Here is a 20,035-nt window from a genome sequence, read left to right as displayed (position 1 = left end):
TGTATTTTGATCATTACATCATTATCCTTAACCAAAATGGTTATTACAGAATAAGAACGACTGGAATAATTCTGGCTACAACGTAGTAACTTTCTTTTAGAAGTATAACTCTTTGATGTATACTATAGTATATAAGTGCTTGAATACAATGCTTTTTGAAGCTTCAAGATAATCTATCTTATTTGTCAAAACAATCATTCTGATATAGATGAGTAGCGTATAGCTTATTTTAAGGTTAGCAAATAGATAAAGAAGGGGTGCACACTTATGGCATATAATAGCCGTTTTGCAGTGGCTATTCACACATTGTCATTATTGGATGCAAGTGATGGACATATCACTTCGGAATGGATTGCGGCAAGTGTTAATACGAATCCAGTTGTGATTCGCCGTATGATCAGCCAGTTAGCCAAAGCAGGGATTGTACGTACACAGCCCGGTGTAGCAGGTGCTCAAATGACACGTCCTGCCGCTGAGATTACGTTATTGGATATTTATCGTGCAGCGCAAAATGATGCCAAAGATGAACTGTTCGCTATTCATGAACATCCGAATCCGAATTGTGATATTGGACGTAATATTCAAGCGGAACTGGAAAGAGTATTTTATCGTGCACAAAAAGCGATGGAAGATGAGTTAGAAAAGATTACACTCCAGCAGGTGACAACTGATTTGCAGGAAATGGAACAGGTTCGTCAAGCGATCCAGAACTAATACTGAATCATCATCGGCTGAGCAGGGTATGTAAAAAGAAAGACCGCTCATGACGGAAAGGATGGAATCTTAAATGAAAATTGCTATTATTGGTGCAACCGGAACCATCGGACAACGCCTTGTACAAGAAGGACTACGACGTAAATATGAGATCACCGCAGCGACTCGGGATTCTTCTAAAATTGATAAGAATACAGAACGTCTACAAGGAATCAGTGTCAATGTACTGGATCCCATTAGTGTCGAAGCTGTAGTCGCAGGGCATGATGTAGTTATCAATGCTTTTGGCCCGCAATTTGGAAATGAAGGCGAACTGATCGAAGCCGCTAGTGCTGTGGTAGAAGGTATGAAAAGAGCAGGTGTACATCGTCTATTAGTAGTCGGTGGAGCAGGAAGCCTAGAAGTAGAACCGGGTGTACGCTTGATGGATACACCTGATTTCCCGGCAGAGATTCGACCGCTTGCTCAAGCCCATGTCGATGCTTATGAAATCTATAGCCAGAGCGATCTGGATTGGACTTATGTCAGTCCAGCTAGTTGGATCGAGCCGGGTAAACGCACAGGGAATTTCCGCATCGGTACGAATCGCCTTGTTACCGATGATGATGGAGCAAGTCGCATCTCTATAGAAGATTATGCAGCTGCTTTATTTGATGAAGTTGAAGATCCATTATTTACACGTACTCGCTTTACTGTGGCTTATTAAGCTGAATCTAGATGTAATCAACACACCGTCCTTAGGGGCGGTGTTTTTGTTATCTAGCAAATACGGTTAATACATAATAAGGCAATCGTATAAATACATCCTAAACATAAATGATAGATATAGAGGAGCGAATCGATAATGTATATTGTGACTGCACAACAAATGCGTGACTTAGACCAACATACGATTCAACAGCTAGGTATTCCTGCACTATCCCTGATGGAGAGCGCTGGTAAAGCGATCGCTGAAGAAGTGATTCAGTGGAGTAACAGCGCTAAGCCAGAGCAAGCCGATATTCCTTTCGGTTCAAGCTTGTCACGTGTTGGACAGATTCGAAGCGATAAGAACCTTACTGTACATGATCAGAGGCAACACTGGCTTATTCTTGTCGGTAAAGGAAACAATGGTGGCGATGGATTAGTGGCTGCTCGTTATCTGCAAGATGCAGGCATTAAAGTCACTCTGTTGTATGCTCAAGACCCGGCAGAAATGATCGGTGATGCAGCTATTCAGCGTGATGCAACCCGGCAATCAGGTATTGATGTTGCGATCTGGAATAAGGACTGGGAAGAAGAATCTAAATGGCATTCCTATACAGGTATTGTAGATGCTCTACTAGGAACCGGAAGTAAAGGGGAACCGCGTGCACCTTATGATGCGATGATTACAGCGGCAAATCGTAGCGGTAAGCCTATTATTGCGGCAGATATTCCAAGTGGGCTTCATGCAGATACAGGGGAAGTGGCAGAGACATGTATTCAAGCATCGGTAACCGTCAGTCTGGCTTTTCTCAAGCGAGGATTAGTTCAATATCCGGGAGCAGGAGTCGCTGGCGATGTAGTTGTACGCCAGATTGGGATTCCACGATTTACTGCTCAAACGTTAGATGTAGATACTCATCTGGTTACGAATGAAGTGCTAGAACATGTGTTGGAAGTCGATCCTGAACGTGCACGTGCAGTAGACGGACACAAAGGAACCTATGGGCATGTATTGATTGTAGGAGGAAGTATGAATATGAGTGGAGCTGGATTACTGGCTTCGCGTGCAGCATTGCGGATAGGGAGTGGATTAGTGACATGGGCGCTTCCACAAGCTTTGCTACCACATATTGCAGGTCATGTGCCTGAACTTATGCTTGCTCCTGCTGTAGAAGGCGTAGACGGGAAGTGGGAGCGTTCTAGCACAGATGCTATTCTTCCTTTAGCTGAGAAATGTGATGTACTTGCTATAGGACCGGGTTTAGGTCGATTTGAACAGGATGGAGAATGGTTACAGACGTTATGGGAAAAAACAGATCAGCCACTTGTCTTAGATGCCGATGGTCTGAATATGATCGCTGAAGCAGATGGATTATCCAGCTGGCAATCTCGATCCGCGGATACTGTGCTCACGCCACATCCAGGAGAGATGGCTAGACTTGCAGGTATCTCTACGCCAGAGGTACAACGAGATCGGATCGGCATCGCTCGTGACTTTGCGATCAAGCATGGAATTACACTGGTGCTCAAAGGCGCACGAACCGTGATTGCTTCAGCAGATGGGAGAGTCTATGTAAATACCACCGGACACCCGGGAATGGCAACAGGAGGCTCCGGTGATGCGCTGACAGGCATTATAGCAGGATTACTTGCTCAAGGTCTAAGCGGCATACAAGCAGCTACATTCGGTGTACATTTGCATGGACATGCCGGTGAAGTGGCAGCGAATCAGCGTACAGGTAATCCTGCTTCATTACTAGCAGGTGATCTTATCGAGTCGCTGTAAGACCGAAAGCGTAATTTAAAGATTCAATATCAAGTAGCGAGATATGAGTATAATCTTGTTCAAGATAACGTGTAATCCATGGGTACGTAGACGTTGCTGTCCATAAATGTTGCGGGTGGGTGGCAATTCTACATACCCTGTCTACATATAAGCCCAGTATCGCTTGATTATGCTGGCGTAATATTAAGATGCGTGCAGTCATACATGATTTGGCAAAATCAGCTGAATCGTTGTCGTTCGAATTAGGTTGTAGACGCACAACAGGTAACGTACGACCATACCAACTGATTGTACCTAATACTTGTGGATCGAGTTGAGGTGTAGGGTTAAATAACTCAAAACGGATAATTTCCTGTACTGCATGAATAGGCAGAGCAATCCGCTGGTTATCAGCCATACATTCAATATATTGGTCGGACGATCTGATCATCATAAGTAGGACCTCCATTTATTATTATTTTGACTATACACCAGATCCAAAACTAGATTTTAAACGTAGTTACAGAAGAGTGGAGTTGATCTGCTAATTGAGCTAATGTCTGAGAAGAAGAAGCTGTTTGTTCACAAGCAGAAGCCACTTCTTCCGTAGCCGCAGCAATTTCATTGACTGAATGCATGACATCTACAGATTGAGCACTTTGTTGTTCACTCGCCGCAGCAATACCGTTAATTTTGAGTGAAGAATCACTCACCCGATGAACAATATCTTCAAAAGCATCACTGGTTAAAAGAGAGTGTTCTGCATTGCTGTTAACCGCTTCAATGCTATGCTTCATATTGGTCTGCATCGAGCGAATAATGCCTGTGATTTCTTTGGTAGCTGCGCTACTACGTTCTGCAAGCTTACGGACTTCATCGGCAACCACAGCGAATCCAAGTCCTTGTTCACCTGCACGAGCAGCTTCAATAGCAGCATTCAAAGCAAGCAGATTCGTCTGATCTGCAATCTCATCAATCACTTCGATAATATCACCGATACGAGTAGAATCATTTTCAAGTTTGGACATTTGTTGATTCACTTCTTGAATCGCTTGTGTACCTTGAGCGACAATATGACCGCCATGTTGAGCTTTTTCAACTGTAGTATTGGATAATTCAGCAGCTTCTTCTGCACTTCGAGCTACATCATCAATAGCAATAGACATATCTTTGAACAATTGAGCAATCGCTTGAGCCGATTGAGATTGATTTTCACTACTTCCAGCGATTTCTTCGGTGCTGGCTGAGATTTCTTCTGAAGTGGCAGCGACACTTTGCGCCGATTCGATAATATTGGCAATTAAGCCGTTAAGACGATTGGTCATATCATTAGCAGCAAGAGCAAGCTGTCCAATTTCATCTTTGCCTACAAGTTTGGATTGTTCACGTAGATCCCCAGCAGCTACTTGTTGAAGTAGACGACTGATTTGTTTTAATGGCACACTGATCATCCGAGAAATCAACGTTCCTAATAAGATACAGAATAAGAAGGCTACCACAATCCATAAGGTCGTCCAGAACTTCGCATTGGCAAAAACAGCTTTGGCTGTGTTATTCGCTGCACTGGCTGTTTGTTCGTTAATTTGGTTTAATTTGGCAATACTATCATACATATCTGTTCCCGCCGGCACAACAGAATTTTGAACAAATGTCTGAAATTCTTGAGGTGTAGCATTTTCGGCTAGGTTGACCGCTTGACTGTATACATCATTATAATTCGCCCAAAATTTATTAAAGTTCTGCAATTCATTACGTTCTTGATCAGACAACGGTGTATTGCTATATTGAGACATATTTTCTTGAACAGCAGTGATGAGATCAGGGATCGAACCAACGACTTTTTGTTTAGCCGTATCATCGGCAGTTAGCGCAATATCTCGAGAAGCGACACGCATTTTTTGCAAAGACAATTCAGCAGCAGAGAGAGCTTGCATAGATACCAGATTATTATTGTACAGACCGTTTACACTTTCATTCATCCGATTCTGATTACTCAAACCATATAAACCAATTGCAGCTACAATCAAGGCTACACAGATAAAGGCAGCGATTAATTTGGTAAACGTTTGAAAATTAGCACCTATTCTCATCTTGTCCACTCCATATCGATATGTAATTCAATTATCAATTACATCGATCAAATTTTTTAAAAGTAACTTACTTTCGCATTTATGCAAAATAAGTTTTTATACTTACTATGTCGTCTTATAAATTACAATTATTAATACTATTTTTCAAATTTATGTAAATAATTTATGTAAATAAGTGGATAACAATTCAATTGTAAAAAATGTACCGTTGAAAATATAAAGACAAACTTATCATCGTGTAAGCTGTCAAACCGTATAAAATAAGGCTTTGTTCAAATTGATCATTTAGAAATAATATAATCTTGTGGGGCGCTCTATTTACAGTCGTATACATTTTCTGACTATAAAAAATAATAAATTTTCTTCTGATATGATCAATAATAAAAAAAAGCGTCTGTAAACCGTAGAAATGACACTCTTTTCTAGGTTTAACAGACGCTTTTTATGTTATCTATTTATTCAGAATCATGGTCAGTCGATTGAGAAGTCGCTCTTTTGCGGCGAGCACTTAACCATTTCCAACCGATCCATGCGACCAGAACGACAAGAATCACAATCGCTACAGGGGTCAAATATTGAGAAGCGAGTGGACCCACCTCTTCCCAGCGTGGCCCTAACTTATAACCGAGATACACATACAGACTGGTGATGGGCAACATCGCAGCAAAGGTATAGATGCTGAATTTCCAGACATTCATATTTGCCATGCCGCAAGGAATCGATACTGCTGTACGTACTCCCGGAAGAAATCTTCCGAAGAAAGCAACGCCACTTCCATACTTTGCAAAAAACTGTTCGGCTTTCACAATTTCTTTTTCCCGAACAAGAAAGTATTTACCGAAGCGAAGAACAAGGGGTCTTCCTCCATAACGACCCAGTGCATATAGGGTCAACGGCCCGGTCACTCCGCCGATTGTACCTGCCAAAATCACCAGAATAATATTGAAATCACCTTCATACACCCAGAAGCCAGCGAGTGGAAGAACCAACTCTGCCGGGACGAATTCGAAGGTCAGGGCTAATGCAATGCCAACATAGCCCAGACTTTTGAATCCCTCGATCAGACCTATTAACCATTCATGCATCGGCTAATTATAGATCTTCTTTAATCTCTTTTTCGACTTCACGTACAGCATTGTCTTCATCTTTAACTTCTACTTTGCTAGATAACAACCAACCGCACACAGCGATCGCTACAAGTACAATATAGAACGACAATTTCCAGATCGTATTTTCAGGGAAATGTTCAGGCAATACACCTAGCGCTGGATGTGCAAGCGTGATGACAGCAAGCTTCACACCTACCCAACCTACGATAACAAAAGCAGCAACTTCTAGACCTGGGCGACTTTGCAACAATTTCACGAAATAAGAAGCAGCAAAACGCATAATGATTAGACCGATAAATCCACCCAAGAAGATAACGATAAAGTGTCCGCCATCCATACCACCGATAGCAGGCAATCCACTTGCAGGCAATGCTACAGCTAGAGCAACAGCTGCTAAGATCGAATCTACTGCAAATGCAATATCAGCCACTTCGACTTTGAATACAGTCATCCAGAAACCAGATTGCTTTTTAGGCTTACCATCTGGGCCAGCTTCTTCAGCAGCTTCATCAATTTTGGAGCGATGAGAAATAATTTTACGAATAATATGATTAAATGCGATATACAGAAGGTAAAGTGCACCAATCGCTTGAACCTGCCATACATCGACAAGGAATGAAATAATGAATAGTGAACCTAATCTGAAAACAAATGCACCGAATAGTCCATAAAACAGTGCCCTTTTGCGTTCTTCTTCAGGTAAATGTTTAACCATAATTGCGAGTACCAAAGCGTTATCTGCTGCGAGCAGACCTTCCAGTACGATCAGTACGAGTAATACCCATCCATACTCCAATAACAATGCTACATCCATTGAATTGCCTCCCTAAATCTCGTTTTTTTGTCGTTAGTATATAAAAAAGACCTTTACCATGATTGGTAAAGGTCTCCCAGAAAAATAACGAGTCTTCACCAAAACATGGTAAAGGTCTCGCTAACAATGTTTATCATTGCCAAGCAAAACCGGGGATAAATCCCGTAATGACGACTTTGCCTGTACAGCTACTCCCCTTTAACAGGAATATAGAGTTATGTGGTTAGTAAATCTCTTACAATTCTTACTTAACCATTATCTTACTAAACAAATCATAAGCAATTTAAGAAGATAAGTCAATTATGTTAATGTAGTCATAGCGGTGATATCGGCACTTTTATAGCCAATGTCACTGGATTGACATAAAATAGGTTTTTGCTGGATAGCACTTTGCTGAATATCAATAATTCGTTGATTACGACTTCCCCGATAACGCAAAGAAACATCACTTTGTGACTCTACAAATGGGCCATCAATCAGTATATCGCATTGGTTTAATAATGTCTGAACACCTTCTATAGAAGAAGTATTCAATTCTTCCCATGTATATCCGCTATAGATCCAGATTGAGAAATGAGGGAGCTGATGCCGAACTTCCTGCACAAATGAAGAAACTTCGATAGCGGAGAAAAAAGGATCTCCTCCAGCTATCGTTATTCCATCCAATAAAGGATTCTGCTTCATCTCATCAATAAGTTGTTGTTGAAGCTTCTGGGTAAAAGGTTCTCCTGCTTGAAAAGACCATGTATGTCGACTAAAACAACCTGCGCAACCATGCTTACAACCGCTGATAAAAATGACGGCTCGTAATCCATCGCCTTCATTGACTGACTCGGGAATATAACCACAGATATTCATCGTGAATGTTTCAACCGATCCCGCACTTCTGCTTGCTTGGCAGGATTGAATCGAGTCTGATAATCACCTGTAAGATACCCTGTTACACGGCGCAAGCGAGCGATAGGAACATCCAGTTCAGAGGCACCACAAGCAGGGCAGTGACTTCCTATAATGCCTTCGTGTCCGCAACCGGTACAGCGATCAATCGGATGATTAATACTAAAGTAACTAATATGTTGAGCCAGCGCATATTGAATAATCTGTTGCATCGCTTTTACATTATGACGGGCATTACCATCCAGCTCAATATACGAAATCGCTCCTGCATTACAATAACTGTGGAAAGGCGCTTCTAACTGAATTTTGCGAGCAGCGGTAATCGAATAATAGACAGGAATATGAAATGAATTGGTGTAATACTCACGATCGGTCACTCCTGCAATCGCACCATAGTGTTCACGATCAACAGTCACAAATTTACCTGATAATCCTTCAGCTGGTGTTGCCATGAGTGAAAAGTTAAGATTATAGCGCTCACTAAGTTCATCACAAGCAGTTCTCATATAAGCAATCAGTGTCAATGCTTGTTGATAAACGGTATCATTTTCCCCGTGATGTGCTCCATATAGAGATTTCATACATTCAGCCAATCCAATAAATCCGATCGATAACGAACCATGCTTCAGACAATCTTCTACAGCATCATCGGGAGCAAGAAGGTCGCCGCCTTCCCATACCCCTTCACGCATCATAAAATCAGATGCTTTGGCAGGTTGAGACGCTTGAAGATGATAACGATGCAATAATCCTTGTGCAGCAAGCTCTATACATTCATCCAACTCATGGTAGAATCCTTGCTCGTCAGCGACCGAGCGTTGTCCAGCAATAGCCATACCATAATCCAGTCCCAGCTTTACCAGATTAATCGTATTGAAAGAAAGATTCCCTTTACCAGACAGATGATTACGTCCGAATCGATCAGCCATCACCCGTGTACGGCAACCCATAGTAGCAAATTCAGTATCCGGTTCGCCTGGAATTTCAAGCTCACGGTTGATCGGTGCATCCAGATTGGCGAAGTTGGGGTATAGACGACGAGCCGAACAATCTATCGCTTGAAGAAATAGATCATAATTAACATCGCCAGCTTGCTGGTTCACGCCTTGTTTACATTTGAAAATTTGAATCGGGAAAATCGGTGTCTCGCCATGACCAAGTCCTCGCACAGTAGCAGCTAGCAGACATTGTACGATCAATCGTCCTTCGGTAGAGGTACATGTTCCATAATTAATACTGGTAAAAGGAATCTGCCCACCTCCACGGCTAGACATCGTATTCAGGTTATGGATTAGACTTTCTGCGGCTTGTAGCGTTTCGACTTTCGTTTCTTCTAGGGCATATTGATAAGCACGCGGATACTGTTCAGCTAAAACAATATCATCCATAATAGCCGTCTGGAGAAGCTGTTCACTCCACTCGTTACTTTCATCAAAATAACGGAATCCTTTACGCAGATGTTTACGGAAAGACTTGGTGACATAAGGAGCTAGATCGTAATCCAATTTATTAGCGGCTACACCGCCATACTGCGCATTTTGCTGACATTGAAAAATAATCGCTACTTGCGCCATAGCTGTCATAATCGAGTTTGGAGTACGTAGACTGCCATTACCACTACTGAATCCATCTCGTAATAATTTATCAAAAGGAATAAAGATACAATTGGTTGTACCGACCGCATAATGATCTAGATCATGAATATAGATGCGATTTTGTGCAACTGCTTGAGCAATCGGTTGAGGTAACAACTGACGCTTGGTGTACCATTTAGCATATTCACTACCTAGACGGCTCATTTTACCGGAAAAGCTTGCTCCATTCAGATTGGCATTTTCACGTGCTGATTCATGTTCACCATCAATAATATGTTCACCCATATCCAGAATCGATTGCAATTCAGGAGAGGGTTGAGGTGCTATGTAAGCTGATTTGCGATGTGAAGTCAAAATAGACATTAATCACACTTCCTTTCATTAGATAGAACAAGGATCATTACCTAACAGATAAATAACACCCGACATCATAAAGATAGAAGGTGTCGGGTGTTAGGGTTACCATTCAGCTAAAATAGCTATACGTACACATCATCACAAATAAATATTTTTCATTACAAATCTACAGATGATCTATATATAGTTATCACTTTATTAATTTATATCAATATGTTGATTATGTAAGTGATATTTATCTCTTTACAACTTCAATCAATAGAAGAACCTAGCTACAATAAGGTGCACAGAAGATTCAACATAGGCATACCAACCGTAGAATGGGTAAACTATATAATAAGATTAATATTATCTACTCAAGGAGGAGAATAAAATGGCTATAGCTGAAGTAACGGTTATTCCGTTAGGAACAGGAAGCACCAGTATTAGTAGTTATGTAGCACAGATGCAACGGGTATTAAGTGAGCAGACGGGTGTACAGACACAATTAACACCGATGAGTACCATCATTGAGGGAGAAATAAGGGATGTGATGAAAGCGATCCTTGCTTTGCATGAATCTCCTTTTCAAGAAGGAGCAGGACGTGTATCTACATCGATCAAAATAGATGATCGACGAGATCATCCGACTTCAGCACAATATAAGTTAGATTCAGTCAATCAAAAGCTACATTCTTAAATAAATCAAAAAAAATGAATTTTAATGCGATTTTTAGGTGCATTTCATAAAGTTTTAAGATACAGCGGTTATAGTAATGACATACCCCTTTTGAATATATAAGCATTACTGAACTCCATGGACTGCGACCGTGGAGTTCCTTTTTTTGTAAGACATTATAAAGCAAGATACCTAAAATTGAAAAATTAATGTTTCTTTCAGGTTCGCCTAAGGTAATATTAAGATGTACCTATTATAATGACTGTAATAACCCCTTTTGAATTACTATACCTTGACCCCAGCGGCTGCGACCGTTGGGGTCTCTTTTTTTGTTTTGTTAGAGAAAAAGATTATTTTTTACTTTTGCATCGAACGGGATTGAGGATATTTCCAGCATGCTATAACGATAACCATCGCTACCAGACCTACTGGAATCCAGCCGAGCAGTAGAGGAAAGTGGCGTTCTAATACAGTAGCGATCATTGCACCACAAGCATACAGCATAATACCTAAGATGCGTAATCGAGATTCAGTCGATAATAAGCGACTGGTTGTTTGGGTACGATTAAAAAAGAGCTGGCGTAGATGAGCAACCATATCTTCTACAGCATTGACTAGATTGTTGGTGAGTACCGTTGTCGAGATACCGGCAATCCCTAATCGTCTAGCCGCTGTTGTCTGAATCCCCATAGCCATACTGAGGCAACCCAGACAGACAAACACAAGTGTTTCGGTTAAAGGAAGATATGCTATAACAGCAAATGCACAAAGTAGAACCCATTCCACAATCAATGCAGTTGTCACACGAGGATGCCAGAGAGAAGGGGATTTATCACTTCCGATTAGAATAGCAGCAATAATATTACCCAGTATGAATCCAACTAATGCGGTTAATACACGTGCAATCGCCAGATCTTGTAATCGACCGAGCGACATACCCAGTACAACAATATTTCCTGTCATATTCGCTGTGAATACATGCTCTAATCGTAGATAACCAATCACATCAACCAGTCCAGCTGTAAAACATAATAGTAATAACAATACATAACGCAAATGTTGCTTGGACATATCCAATCCTCCAATCGGTTAAGACATAGAAATCCCCGAAAACATAACCTGTAAGCAGGTCTAGATGTTTCCGGGGATGTGTGGGCATAATATCCAAAAGTTATGCCGTTATTGATTGCAACCTAAAAGCCATATGTGTAAAAAATATCAGAAATATGTGATAAATCATTATATTCAAAGTTGCCGCGTATACAAAATACACTTCGTAGGAGCACGATTACTGTAATCTGCCCAGTCTGATGATAATATGGCTGCTGACTGCAGCTATTTTTAACCCGTAACCCCGAATTTGGAAATGGACGGGGACGGTTTTGGTTCGCTCTGTATAACATCTAAGTTACAGTTGAGTCCAAAACAACAAAAGCCCTACCTCTCTCTTGTCCTTGCGGCTCCGATGACCGCGCCAGTGTGAATCGGCAAACTTCAAATTTCTTGGGTTTTAATCATAAAGGAAATTTGAGATGATTCCGGCAGCATACCGAAAAAAGAATGCGAAGGATAAAACCGAGGGTTAAACAATAACAGTAATTATTATACGCTTATTTCAGATAAAAAGCAAGAATTAACTTTTGAGCCATAGACTGTATATTTTGAAAAGAAAAAAGACACCCTCATTGAGGATGTCTTTGCTTATATGTGTTCTACTGAATATCAGCAGATTAATATGTTTTGTTGATTGTAATCATGTTGTTGCTAACGTTCATATCCCACTCAAAGTTATCTACAAACCAACGTACAGGTACAAGAGTTTGTCCGTTACGGGAAATAACCATATCGTTCAAGCCTTTACGCATGTTGTCGACTTTGTATACTTTAGAGTTTACCCAGAACTCATAACGTTGGATACCAGTATCCAACCAAGTTGTAGATGTTTCTTTGTTGTAAGATACTTTCATGTTTGCATTCATTGCAAGTTGACGCAATGGTACATATGTAGTTCCTTTATATACAACAGGAGCCATTGGCATAGACATTGAAGCGCCATTAACCATGTACATTTTACTTCCCATTGTAAATTGAATCACTTTCGTTTTTAGTTCAGGACTCATATCTGCTGTTGTTGGTGTTGCTGCAAATGCTCCAGCAGCTGGTAACAATAGGGACAATCCAAGTACAGGTGCAAGCAATTTGTTTAATTTCATGTGTAGTGCTCCTTCGTCTAATAGATATATTTTTTGCTCTCTTACTAACTTATAAACCAATTTGACAATAACTAATCAGTTCGTAATTAAAAAAAATGACAAATGAGTAATATATTAAAGCGAATACAAAAATTAAAGATAAAATGGTCTATACATCAACTAACAATGAACACCAAACAACACCTTGCGCATAGATCTGCACAAGGTGTTGTTTGGCGTCAAACGATTAAAGACAGATCATATTTATAATGATCTCAATATTAATACGTTTTGCTGATTGTAACGGTGTTGTTATTCACGCTCATGTTCCATTCAAAGTTGTCTACAAACCAACGTACAGGGATAAGAGTCTGTCCGTTACGGGAAATGACCATATCGTTCATACCTTTACGCATGTTGTCGACTTTGTATACTTTAGAATTGACCCAGAACTCATAACGTTGGATACCAGTATCCAACCAAGTTGTAGATGTTTCTTTCGTATAGAACACTTTCATATTTGCATTCGCTGCAAGGTAACGCAACGGTACATATGTTTTTCCTTTGTATACAGTAGCTGGAGTACTCATCATCATAGATACACCATTAACCATGTACATTTTGCTACCTGGTGTAAATTGCATTACTTTTGTTTTCAATTCAGGACTAGTATCTGCACTTGTACCATTCGCTCCACCTGTAGAAGGTGTTGTTGGTGGTGTAGCAGGCATATTAGGCATGCTTGGCATAGAAGGTGTAGCTGGTGTTGTCGGAGTTGGAGTAGCAGTACCACCGAATTTAGCAGGGTATTGCATTACGATTGCTTCGCTTAAAATGTCTGCAAATCCAAACATGTGGTGGTAAGACATACGTGCTTCAGAATAAGCTGTTGTGTAATCTTTAGCTACATAGGAATCGAATGCTTTAAGCAACATTGCGATATGTTCTGTAAGTCCAGCTTCAAGAGCAGCTTGAGGTAAGTTAGGGTTAGCATCAGCGAAGAATTTTGCTTGAGTTACTTTGTACTCAGCTAATTCATCAATCGCTTTTTGTTTTGCTGTTGTATCACCAGCAGCAGTTGCTTTTACATAATCGACAAAGTATCCGATATGAGAAGCCCAGATTGTTTTGAAAGCAGCGCCAGCTTCGTTACCGTAAACAGAAGCGACAGCAGCACTTAACTCATCTGTGTTTTTGTTCAAAAGACCAGCGGCTTGTTCGAAATCAGGCGCACCGTCAATTCCTTTTTGCATTGCCCAGACAGCTAATGTTGCATGCTCGCCCAAAATGATACCTAGAGCAGAGCGCAAATCAGAAGCTCCCATTGTAGACATGTCTGTTGTAAATTTGTCAGGATATTGTTTTACAATTGCAGCGCTTAAGATATCACCAAACATATACATATGTTTGTAAGCTTCATCCGCAGTTGTGTATGCTTTTGTATAATCTTTTGCTACATATGCATCAAATGCAGTTAATAGCATATTAATATGTTCTTCCAATCCTGCTTCCAATGCAGATTGTGGCAAATTAGGATTTGCATCTGCAAAGAACTTGGCTTGTGTTACTTTATATTCTTCTAATTCGTCTTTCGCTTTTTGTTTGGCAGCAGTGTCATTAGCAGCTGTTGCTTTCACATAATCCACGAAATAACCAATATGAGAAGCCCAGATTGTTTTGAAAGCAGCGCCAGCTTCATTACCATAAACAGAAGCGACAGCAGCACTCAAATCATCTGTATTTGCATTCAAAGCAGCGGCAGCTTGATCAAAATCAGCTTTGCCATCAATACCTTTTTGCATTGCAATCACTGCGAGTAAAGCATGTTCACCAAGAATTTGTCCCAATGTTGAACGAAGATCAGCACCAGCGCCCTTAGATGTTGCAGCGGCAGCTCCAACGGTTGTTGGTAAGATCAAGACTACTGCCATAAGCAGCATGATGACCTTAGATAGAACAGATTTGTACATGTTTCCACTCTCCTTAAAATAATGTAGGATCAATTGCATACTGTTCAATTAAGAACAGGTATTACGTAAAAGGATACGCTTACTTTGGAGCAGTGGATCATATTTCTGCGTAAACATGAAAAAGATTTAACTGATTTGTAACCCCTTTGTGACGCAATTCTCAGAAGTATAGCAATTAAACTGTCTACTCTACTTAATAAGCCATTGACTTAGAATTGAATCAAGATTTCCAAAATAAACTTAAATTGTAAATTCGAGAATGACAAAATAATATTTTTTGAAAAGTCATCCGTAGCAAAATTTCTTGCGAAGGTTATAATATAAGGGAACGGGAAAGGAGCCCTTGGATGAACGATATAGCAGAAGACAGAGAACTTATGCGACGGATTTCTCAAAAAGACGCCGAAGCACTTGAATGCGTATATGACCGTTATGAACGGGCAGTGTATTCGTTCGCCTATCGGATCGTACAAGATACGATGGCAGCAGAAGAAGTTGTACAGGAATTATTTCTGCGTGTGTGGAATCATGCAGAACGATATGACCAAAGTCAGGGGAAGCTGTCTACATGGATGTTCACGATTACGCGCAATATTGCTGTAGATATGCTGCGTCGTAAATCATCACGGGCGCCTGTTGACCCTACCAAAGATGAAACGCTTCGCGGTATCCCTGATCTGAAGGCGAACACGGAAGAACAAGTTACGCTGAACTGGGAGCGGCAGCGTATTAAAGAAGCGATGAATGAACTTAGAGAAGATCAGAAGCAAGTTATTGAATCTATATATTTTCAAGGATTGACTCAGCATGAAGTCTCCGAGCGATACAGTATTCCGTTAGGGACAGTCAAGAGCAGAGTAAGACTTGCCATAAGGCAGCTTCATAAGAAGCTTGCTGGAGCGGTGAGGGGGGAAAACTATTTATGAATAATGATAATCAATATAAGAAAAGTGATATGCACGATATGATTGAAATGTATGTACTGGGTGGTCTGAATCAAGAAGAACAGCAACGCTTTGAAGCGTATCTGCAAGAAGACGAACAATGCCGTCTGGCGGTTGAAGAACTTCGGGAGGTGATGGATACTTTGCCATTCGCCGTTGAAGACGTTGCGCCACCAAAAGGTATGAAAAATCGTGTGTTGAGTCATATACTTACACCTAGCCATACAGAACAAACGATATCAGATGATCGGGGAACCACTCCTATCGTAGTGGAAAAATCATCGGATGATCAGACTGTGAAGCCATCAGTAGTATACAGCACTCAAGAAGACAAAGCTTGGGTTCAACATAAAGGTAAAAATAGATTCTGGCGTGTTGCTACAACATTGGTTGCTGCCGCCGCTGTGATTATAGGTGTGTACGCTTCTAATTTGCGAGGGGAAATTGATAGTCTACAACAGCAATTAGCGATTTCGAGTACACAAGTGAACAGTTTACAAGGCAAATTAGCAACTGTTTCTATGCCTACACAAGGTCTTAAAGTAGATAAAGCCGTTAAGCTGAATCCAGCTACAGCTGATATTGTAGCTCAAGGTTTGGCTACGATCGTAATTGATGATAAAGGAACACATTTACTCGTTCAAGCCGATAATTTGCCGAAGTTAAAAGGTAAAGAAGCTTTTCAAGTCTGGCTGATCAAAGGTGATGTGAAACAAAGTGCAGGAACGTTCCTTACTCAAGACGGAACAGGAGCGATGTATTATACATTCCAACCCGAAGATTATGACACCATTGCGATTACACTTGAACCGGACAAACAGGGCGATCAACCACGAGGACCTATTGTGCTTGCCGCTGAAATTCAAGGTTAAGCAAGTCCGTTCTTTACAATATTTAAGAATAGATGTACACCCATAGCAAGCGCCCTCCCTTTATCGGAAGAGCGCTTGTTTTGCGTATATAGATTAAGACTAAGACATACGCTCACCTGTTAGATTAGCGGCGGAGAAGTAGGATCTATCTCGCCTGTAAATAATTTACGAATATGTTCACGCTTGGCTTTGGGTCCTAATAGATAGACTTTATCGCCAGCCATCAATACTGTATTACCGCGCGGTGTCAGTATTTCTTCATTGCGAATCAGTGCAGTAATCAATACACTTTCCGGTAAATGAATATCTTGAATTTCTCGATTGATCATACAGCTACGCTTATCGAGAGTCAGATGACTGATCTCTGATGTGGTACGACCGGTCGCTACAAGTTCAATAATCGAAGGTTGTTGATCCGGTACATTCTCGGTTAAGCCTAACTTTTCAGCAAGGGGTGAAATGGTCGTTCCTTGAATCAGTGCAGAAGATAACACGATAAAGAAAACAACATTAAAAAATAAATGTCCGTTAGGAACGCCTGCTAATAGTGGATAGGTGGCGAGTACAATCGGTACTGCTCCACGAAGTCCTGCCCAAGACAATAACGTTTTTTCCCGAAACGAGAACTTGCTGACCAAAAGACTCAAAAATACACCAACGGGTCTGGCTACGAGAATGAGTAGCACAGATAAGATGATTCCTTGCCAGGCGACAGCAGGTAATTGAGAAGGGAAAACAAGTAATCCAAGTAAAACAAACATCAGTATCTGCATAATCCAGCCGAAACCTTGATTGAATTGTAAAATCGAACGTCGATAGGTGAGATCTGAATTACCCATCACGAGTGCCATCACGTATACGCCAAGAAAACCGCTGGCATGAGTTAGTGAACTCACACCATAGGTAAATAGAGCAGCTGAAATAGCAAGTACTGGATAAAGACTGGCTGTCTCGAAATTGATTTTGTTAATCAGCATCACAGCGAGCTTACCGCAAATAATACCGAGTACGAGTCCAAAACCCATTTCCCAGAAAAAAGAAAGAATTTTGCTCCAAATACTGATCGAAGGATCTTGAATCAATTCGATAAACATAATCGTTAAAAAGACCGCCATAGGATCGTTACTACCGGATTCGGCTTCAAGAGTAGACGTGAGTTTTTTGCTGACATTTTTGCTACCCAGTACAGAGAATACAGCGGCCGCATCGGTTGAACCTACAATCGCCCCGAATAATAATCCTTCTATCAGACTAACACCCAGAATTAAATGAGCAAAATAACCGATAATAAATGTAGTTAATAACACACCGATCGTTGCTAACGATAAGGCAGGACGAATAACAGGCTTTACCATCTCCATCCGTGTCTGCATCCCACCTTCAAACAAAATAATAACGAGTGCTAATACACCAAACCATTGCGTGATAAAAGCATTATCATAATAAATGAAACGCCCGAGTCCCATTCCCGCCAGTATAAAAAAGACTAACGCTGGCATCCCGAAGCGAGAAGAAAATTTGGTCGAAAGCACACCGATCAGTAGAAGGCTTCCAAGAAGTAAGATCAAATTACTGGTCATTTCTGTTGTATGCATAGGCAAGCCCCTTTTTATCATAAAGTATATCTATAGTTATATATTAAGCTTTTATATATAAACGAAATCATCTTTCTAAAAACATCAACTTTTAAAGTGTAAGAACCGAAATAAATAAAGATAAGAAAAAATGATCATGCTAACAAGTACTGTATTTAAGAAAAGAGGAGACTACTTTGAAGTCATATCGAGCATTCCTCAAGCAAATTTTATTGAATTATATAATCGGATCGGTGATTGCAGTCGCTGTCGTTGGTGGATTATTTGTTTTAACAACGGTTGATGCACCACTCTTGCAAAATATAAGAATGGTCGGCATTATGATGTTTTCGTTTCTAATCATGTTAAGTATTGAAAGTCTTGTATTCTGGCATCATATTCGTCCGATTCGTGAAGTATGTGCGATTGATCTACCTTCTGAAGAAATGCTAGAGCGTGCTTATGTCCAGCTACATAAATTCCCTAAATTATCGGTATATCGTATCATGTTGCCGCATTTCTTAGGATTAACGGTACCTGCATTGATATTGATGCTGATCTGTATGGGAAAAGGTTGGATTACGTTACCCACCTATTATTTGTGGATTGGTGGCGCAGGTGCATTAATGGTGGCAAGTATGCATGCTTTTATTGAATTTTTTCTCACAGCAACAGCTATTCGTCCGATGTTAATCGTCATGAAAGAACGTCTGCATCGTCTCTATGACAAAGAAATTTGGTTGTTAGGACAAGTGCATGTATCGGTTCGTCGTAAATTTCAACTCAGTATTTTTTTGATCGGCGTGTTTCCATTGGTGTTATTTAGCTTAGCTGCACAGATTCGTTTGCAAGAAATAACCGGTGTGCAGACCAGTGAATATTGGAGCTGGGCAGGAGCTGTGATTGTGGTTAGTATTGCTTTTAGTATAGTGGGCGCGCAATTATTAGCACGAGATGTAGAACATCCGATCAGCAATCTATACAGTGAAATGGCACATGTCAAAAATGGTGATTTCAACGGAGAAGCGGAAGATTATTATTCAGATGACTTCTCATTGTTGATCTCAGGCTTTAATCATATGATCAAAGGATTGCAATTACGGGATCAACGTAATGCTCAATTACAAGATAGTTACTTTGCTACACTGGCGGCGGCGCTGGATGCGCGTGATCCCTATACAGCTGGGCATTCGTTACGAGTCGCTGAATATGCCGTCATTATTGGTGAAAATGCTGGGCTTGGCGCTTATGAATTGGATCGCTTACGTAAAACAGCATTGCTTCATGATATTGGAAAGATCGGTATTACCGATTCTGTATTATTAAAAGATGGCAAGCTGACGGATGAAGAATTCGATCAGATCAAAAAGCATCCTGCACTGGGTGAAAGTATTCTAAAACAGGTTGAGCCTAAAGATGCGATGCAACCTTATCTTCCGGGTGTACGTTCTCATCATGAACGTTATGATGGTAAAGGGTATCCTGACGGACTACAAGGAAATGATATTCCATTGTTCGGTCGAATTATCGCTGTAGCTGATGCGTATGATGCGATGACTTCAAATCGTCCTTACCGGAAAGGAATGCCTTCTGAAAAAGCGATTATGATTTTGGAAGAAGGACGGGGAACACAGTGGGACCCTCAATTTGCTTCCATTTTTATTGATAATTATCGCAAGAAAAAAGAGCTAATCTCTTAAAAGATTAGCTCTTTTTTTAATTCAAGTAGAAGAAGTCGCGCTTATAGTGCCAAGCGCTGGATGTAAGATATTTTGCTATGCAAAAATCAGGTTTGAT

17 protein-coding genes are annotated in these 20,035 nt (G+C 40.7%); 7 read left to right on the top strand and 10 right to left on the bottom strand.

Annotation, left to right across the window (positions count from 1 at the left end):
• Positions 1–267: 267 nt before the first annotated feature.
• The 3 genes from PaeCFBP13512_RS21660 (at position 268) to PaeCFBP13512_RS21650 (ending at position 3,187) form a co-directional block, all read left to right on the top strand.
• Entirely contained in the window at positions 268–714 is a 447-nt protein-coding gene (locus PaeCFBP13512_RS21660; RefSeq protein ID WP_137225904.1) for an Rrf2 family transcriptional regulator, read from the top strand.
• Between the two features lie 73 nt (positions 715–787).
• Entirely contained in the window at positions 788–1,420 is a 633-nt protein-coding gene (locus tag PaeCFBP13512_RS21655) for an NAD(P)-dependent oxidoreductase (protein ID WP_137225902.1), read from the top strand.
• A 138-nt stretch (positions 1,421–1,558) separates the two neighbouring features.
• On the top strand, positions 1,559–3,187 hold the full coding sequence (locus PaeCFBP13512_RS21650) for an NAD(P)H-hydrate dehydratase (RefSeq protein ID WP_137225900.1): 1,629 nt from the start codon (positions 1,559–1,561) through the stop codon (positions 3,185–3,187).
• Here PaeCFBP13512_RS21650 and PaeCFBP13512_RS21645 read toward each other — a convergent pair.
• The 6 genes from PaeCFBP13512_RS21645 to PaeCFBP13512_RS21620 form a co-directional block, all read right to left on the bottom strand.
• Complete coding sequence (locus tag PaeCFBP13512_RS21645; RefSeq protein WP_161594335.1) at positions 3,171–3,620, bottom strand: chemotaxis protein CheW; 450 nt, start codon at positions 3,618–3,620, stop codon at positions 3,171–3,173. The genes PaeCFBP13512_RS21650 and PaeCFBP13512_RS21645 overlap by 17 nt on opposite strands.
• A gap of 49 nt (positions 3,621–3,669) precedes the next feature.
• A complete protein-coding gene (locus PaeCFBP13512_RS21640) occupies positions 3,670–5,256 on the bottom strand; it encodes a methyl-accepting chemotaxis protein (RefSeq protein ID WP_069329549.1) in 1,587 nt (528 codons plus the stop codon).
• A 455-nt stretch (positions 5,257–5,711) separates the two neighbouring features.
• Positions 5,712–6,341 carry a DedA family protein gene (locus PaeCFBP13512_RS21635; RefSeq protein ID WP_069329548.1) on the bottom strand — a complete coding sequence of 210 codons (630 nt, stop codon included), beginning with the start codon at positions 6,339–6,341 and terminating at the stop codon, positions 5,712–5,714.
• Positions 6,342–6,348: 7 nt separating this feature from the next.
• Positions 6,349–7,179, bottom strand: a complete 831-nt coding sequence (locus PaeCFBP13512_RS21630; RefSeq protein ID WP_069329547.1) for a TerC family protein — start codon at positions 7,177–7,179, stop codon at positions 6,349–6,351.
• 300 nt (positions 7,180–7,479) lie between these two features.
• Positions 7,480–8,037, bottom strand: a complete 558-nt coding sequence (gene nrdG / locus PaeCFBP13512_RS21625; protein WP_137225896.1) for an anaerobic ribonucleoside-triphosphate reductase activating protein — start codon at positions 8,035–8,037, stop codon at positions 7,480–7,482.
• On the bottom strand, positions 8,034–10,034 hold the full coding sequence (locus PaeCFBP13512_RS21620; RefSeq protein WP_137225894.1) for an anaerobic ribonucleoside triphosphate reductase: 2,001 nt from the start codon (positions 10,032–10,034) through the stop codon (positions 8,034–8,036). The genes nrdG and PaeCFBP13512_RS21620 overlap by 4 nt, the downstream gene beginning before the upstream one ends.
• A 367-nt stretch (positions 10,035–10,401) precedes the next feature.
• Between PaeCFBP13512_RS21620 and PaeCFBP13512_RS21615 the strand changes: the two genes are divergently transcribed.
• Positions 10,402–10,707, top strand: coding sequence for an MTH1187 family thiamine-binding protein (locus PaeCFBP13512_RS21615; protein WP_137225892.1), 306 nt, complete (start codon positions 10,402–10,404; stop codon positions 10,705–10,707).
• A 336-nt stretch (positions 10,708–11,043) separates the two neighbouring features.
• On the opposite strand, the gene PaeCFBP13512_RS21610 is transcribed toward PaeCFBP13512_RS21615, so the two are convergent.
• The 3 genes from PaeCFBP13512_RS21610 to PaeCFBP13512_RS21600 all read right to left on the bottom strand — a co-directional run bounded on the left by PaeCFBP13512_RS21610 (position 11,044) and on the right by PaeCFBP13512_RS21600 (position 14,848).
• Positions 11,044–11,757 carry a YoaK family protein gene (locus tag PaeCFBP13512_RS21610; RefSeq protein WP_137225890.1) on the bottom strand — a complete coding sequence of 238 codons (714 nt, stop codon included), beginning with the start codon at positions 11,755–11,757 and terminating at the stop codon, positions 11,044–11,046.
• Between the two features lie 659 nt (positions 11,758–12,416).
• Positions 12,417–12,899 carry a copper amine oxidase N-terminal domain-containing protein gene (locus tag PaeCFBP13512_RS21605; RefSeq protein WP_069329542.1) on the bottom strand — a complete coding sequence of 161 codons (483 nt, stop codon included), beginning with the start codon at positions 12,897–12,899 and terminating at the stop codon, positions 12,417–12,419.
• 260 nt (positions 12,900–13,159) lie between these two features.
• Positions 13,160–14,848, bottom strand: coding sequence for a copper amine oxidase N-terminal domain-containing protein (locus tag PaeCFBP13512_RS21600; protein WP_161594334.1), 1,689 nt, complete (start codon positions 14,846–14,848; stop codon positions 13,160–13,162).
• Between the two features lie 377 nt (positions 14,849–15,225).
• On the opposite strand from PaeCFBP13512_RS21600, the gene PaeCFBP13512_RS21595 reads away from it, so the two are divergent.
• Both PaeCFBP13512_RS21595 and PaeCFBP13512_RS21590 read left to right on the top strand, forming a co-directional pair.
• The gene (locus PaeCFBP13512_RS21595; RefSeq protein ID WP_241669457.1) at positions 15,226–15,774 is read left to right on the top strand and encodes an RNA polymerase sigma factor; all 549 of its coding nucleotides are present in this window, start codon (positions 15,226–15,228) and stop codon (positions 15,772–15,774) included.
• Complete coding sequence (locus tag PaeCFBP13512_RS21590; protein WP_069329539.1) at positions 15,771–16,664, top strand: anti-sigma factor domain-containing protein; 894 nt, start codon at positions 15,771–15,773, stop codon at positions 16,662–16,664. Before PaeCFBP13512_RS21595 ends, PaeCFBP13512_RS21590 begins: the two co-directional genes overlap by 4 nt.
• Positions 16,665–16,783: 119 nt before the next feature.
• On the opposite strand, the gene PaeCFBP13512_RS21585 is transcribed toward PaeCFBP13512_RS21590, so the two are convergent.
• Positions 16,784–18,259 (bottom strand): potassium/proton antiporter, encoded by a 1,476-nt coding sequence (locus PaeCFBP13512_RS21585; RefSeq protein WP_137225886.1) that lies wholly within the window; start codon positions 18,257–18,259, stop codon positions 16,784–16,786.
• A 176-nt stretch (positions 18,260–18,435) separates the two neighbouring features.
• Between PaeCFBP13512_RS21585 and PaeCFBP13512_RS21580 the strand changes: the two genes are divergently transcribed.
• Positions 18,436–19,938: an HD-GYP domain-containing protein gene (locus tag PaeCFBP13512_RS21580; protein ID WP_069329538.1), complete on the top strand. Its 1,503-nt coding sequence runs from the start codon at positions 18,436–18,438 to the stop codon at positions 19,936–19,938.
• The last annotated feature ends 97 nt before the right edge of the window (positions 19,939–20,035 follow it).

This window comes from Paenibacillus sp. CFBP13512 (assembly GCF_005233705.1).
Classification (GTDB): domain Bacteria; phylum Bacillota; class Bacilli; order Paenibacillales; family Paenibacillaceae; genus Saccharibacillus; species Saccharibacillus nuruki.
Note: the sequence above shows the minus strand (reverse complement) of the source record. Positions and strands in the feature narration are given on the sequence as shown.

Excerpts from the sequence above, each read along its gene's own strand:
- PaeCFBP13512_RS21635 (WP_069329548.1), bottom strand. The coding sequence starts at position 6,341 with ATGCATGAATGGTTAATAGGTCTGATCGAGGGATTCAAAAGTCTGGGC.
- nrdG (WP_137225896.1), bottom strand. The coding sequence starts at position 8,037 with ATGAATATCTGTGGTTATATTCCCGAGTCAGTCAATGAAGGCGATGGA.
- PaeCFBP13512_RS21630 (WP_069329547.1), bottom strand. The coding sequence starts at position 7,179 with ATGGATGTAGCATTGTTATTGGAGTATGGATGGGTATTACTCGTACTG.
- PaeCFBP13512_RS21620 (WP_137225894.1), bottom strand. The coding sequence starts at position 10,034 with ATGTCTATTTTGACTTCACATCGCAAATCAGCTTACATAGCACCTCAA.
- PaeCFBP13512_RS21655 (WP_137225902.1), top strand. The coding sequence starts at position 788 with ATGAAAATTGCTATTATTGGTGCAACCGGAACCATCGGACAACGCCTT.
- PaeCFBP13512_RS21660 (WP_137225904.1), top strand. The coding sequence starts at position 268 with ATGGCATATAATAGCCGTTTTGCAGTGGCTATTCACACATTGTCATTA.
- PaeCFBP13512_RS21600 (WP_161594334.1), bottom strand. The coding sequence starts at position 14,848 with ATGTACAAATCTGTTCTATCTAAGGTCATCATGCTGCTTATGGCAGTA.
- PaeCFBP13512_RS21615 (WP_137225892.1), top strand. The coding sequence starts at position 10,402 with ATGGCTATAGCTGAAGTAACGGTTATTCCGTTAGGAACAGGAAGCACC.
- PaeCFBP13512_RS21585 (WP_137225886.1), bottom strand. The coding sequence starts at position 18,259 with ATGCATACAACAGAAATGACCAGTAATTTGATCTTACTTCTTGGAAGC.
- PaeCFBP13512_RS21595 (WP_241669457.1), top strand. The coding sequence starts at position 15,226 with ATGCGACGGATTTCTCAAAAAGACGCCGAAGCACTTGAATGCGTATAT.
- PaeCFBP13512_RS21590 (WP_069329539.1), top strand. The coding sequence starts at position 15,771 with ATGAATAATGATAATCAATATAAGAAAAGTGATATGCACGATATGATT.
- PaeCFBP13512_RS21605 (WP_069329542.1), bottom strand. The coding sequence starts at position 12,899 with ATGAAATTAAACAAATTGCTTGCACCTGTACTTGGATTGTCCCTATTG.
- PaeCFBP13512_RS21640 (WP_069329549.1), bottom strand. The coding sequence starts at position 5,256 with ATGAGAATAGGTGCTAATTTTCAAACGTTTACCAAATTAATCGCTGCC.
- PaeCFBP13512_RS21610 (WP_137225890.1), bottom strand. The coding sequence starts at position 11,757 with ATGTCCAAGCAACATTTGCGTTATGTATTGTTATTACTATTATGTTTT.
- PaeCFBP13512_RS21650 (WP_137225900.1), top strand. The coding sequence starts at position 1,559 with ATGTATATTGTGACTGCACAACAAATGCGTGACTTAGACCAACATACG.
- PaeCFBP13512_RS21645 (WP_161594335.1), bottom strand. The coding sequence starts at position 3,620 with ATGATGATCAGATCGTCCGACCAATATATTGAATGTATGGCTGATAAC.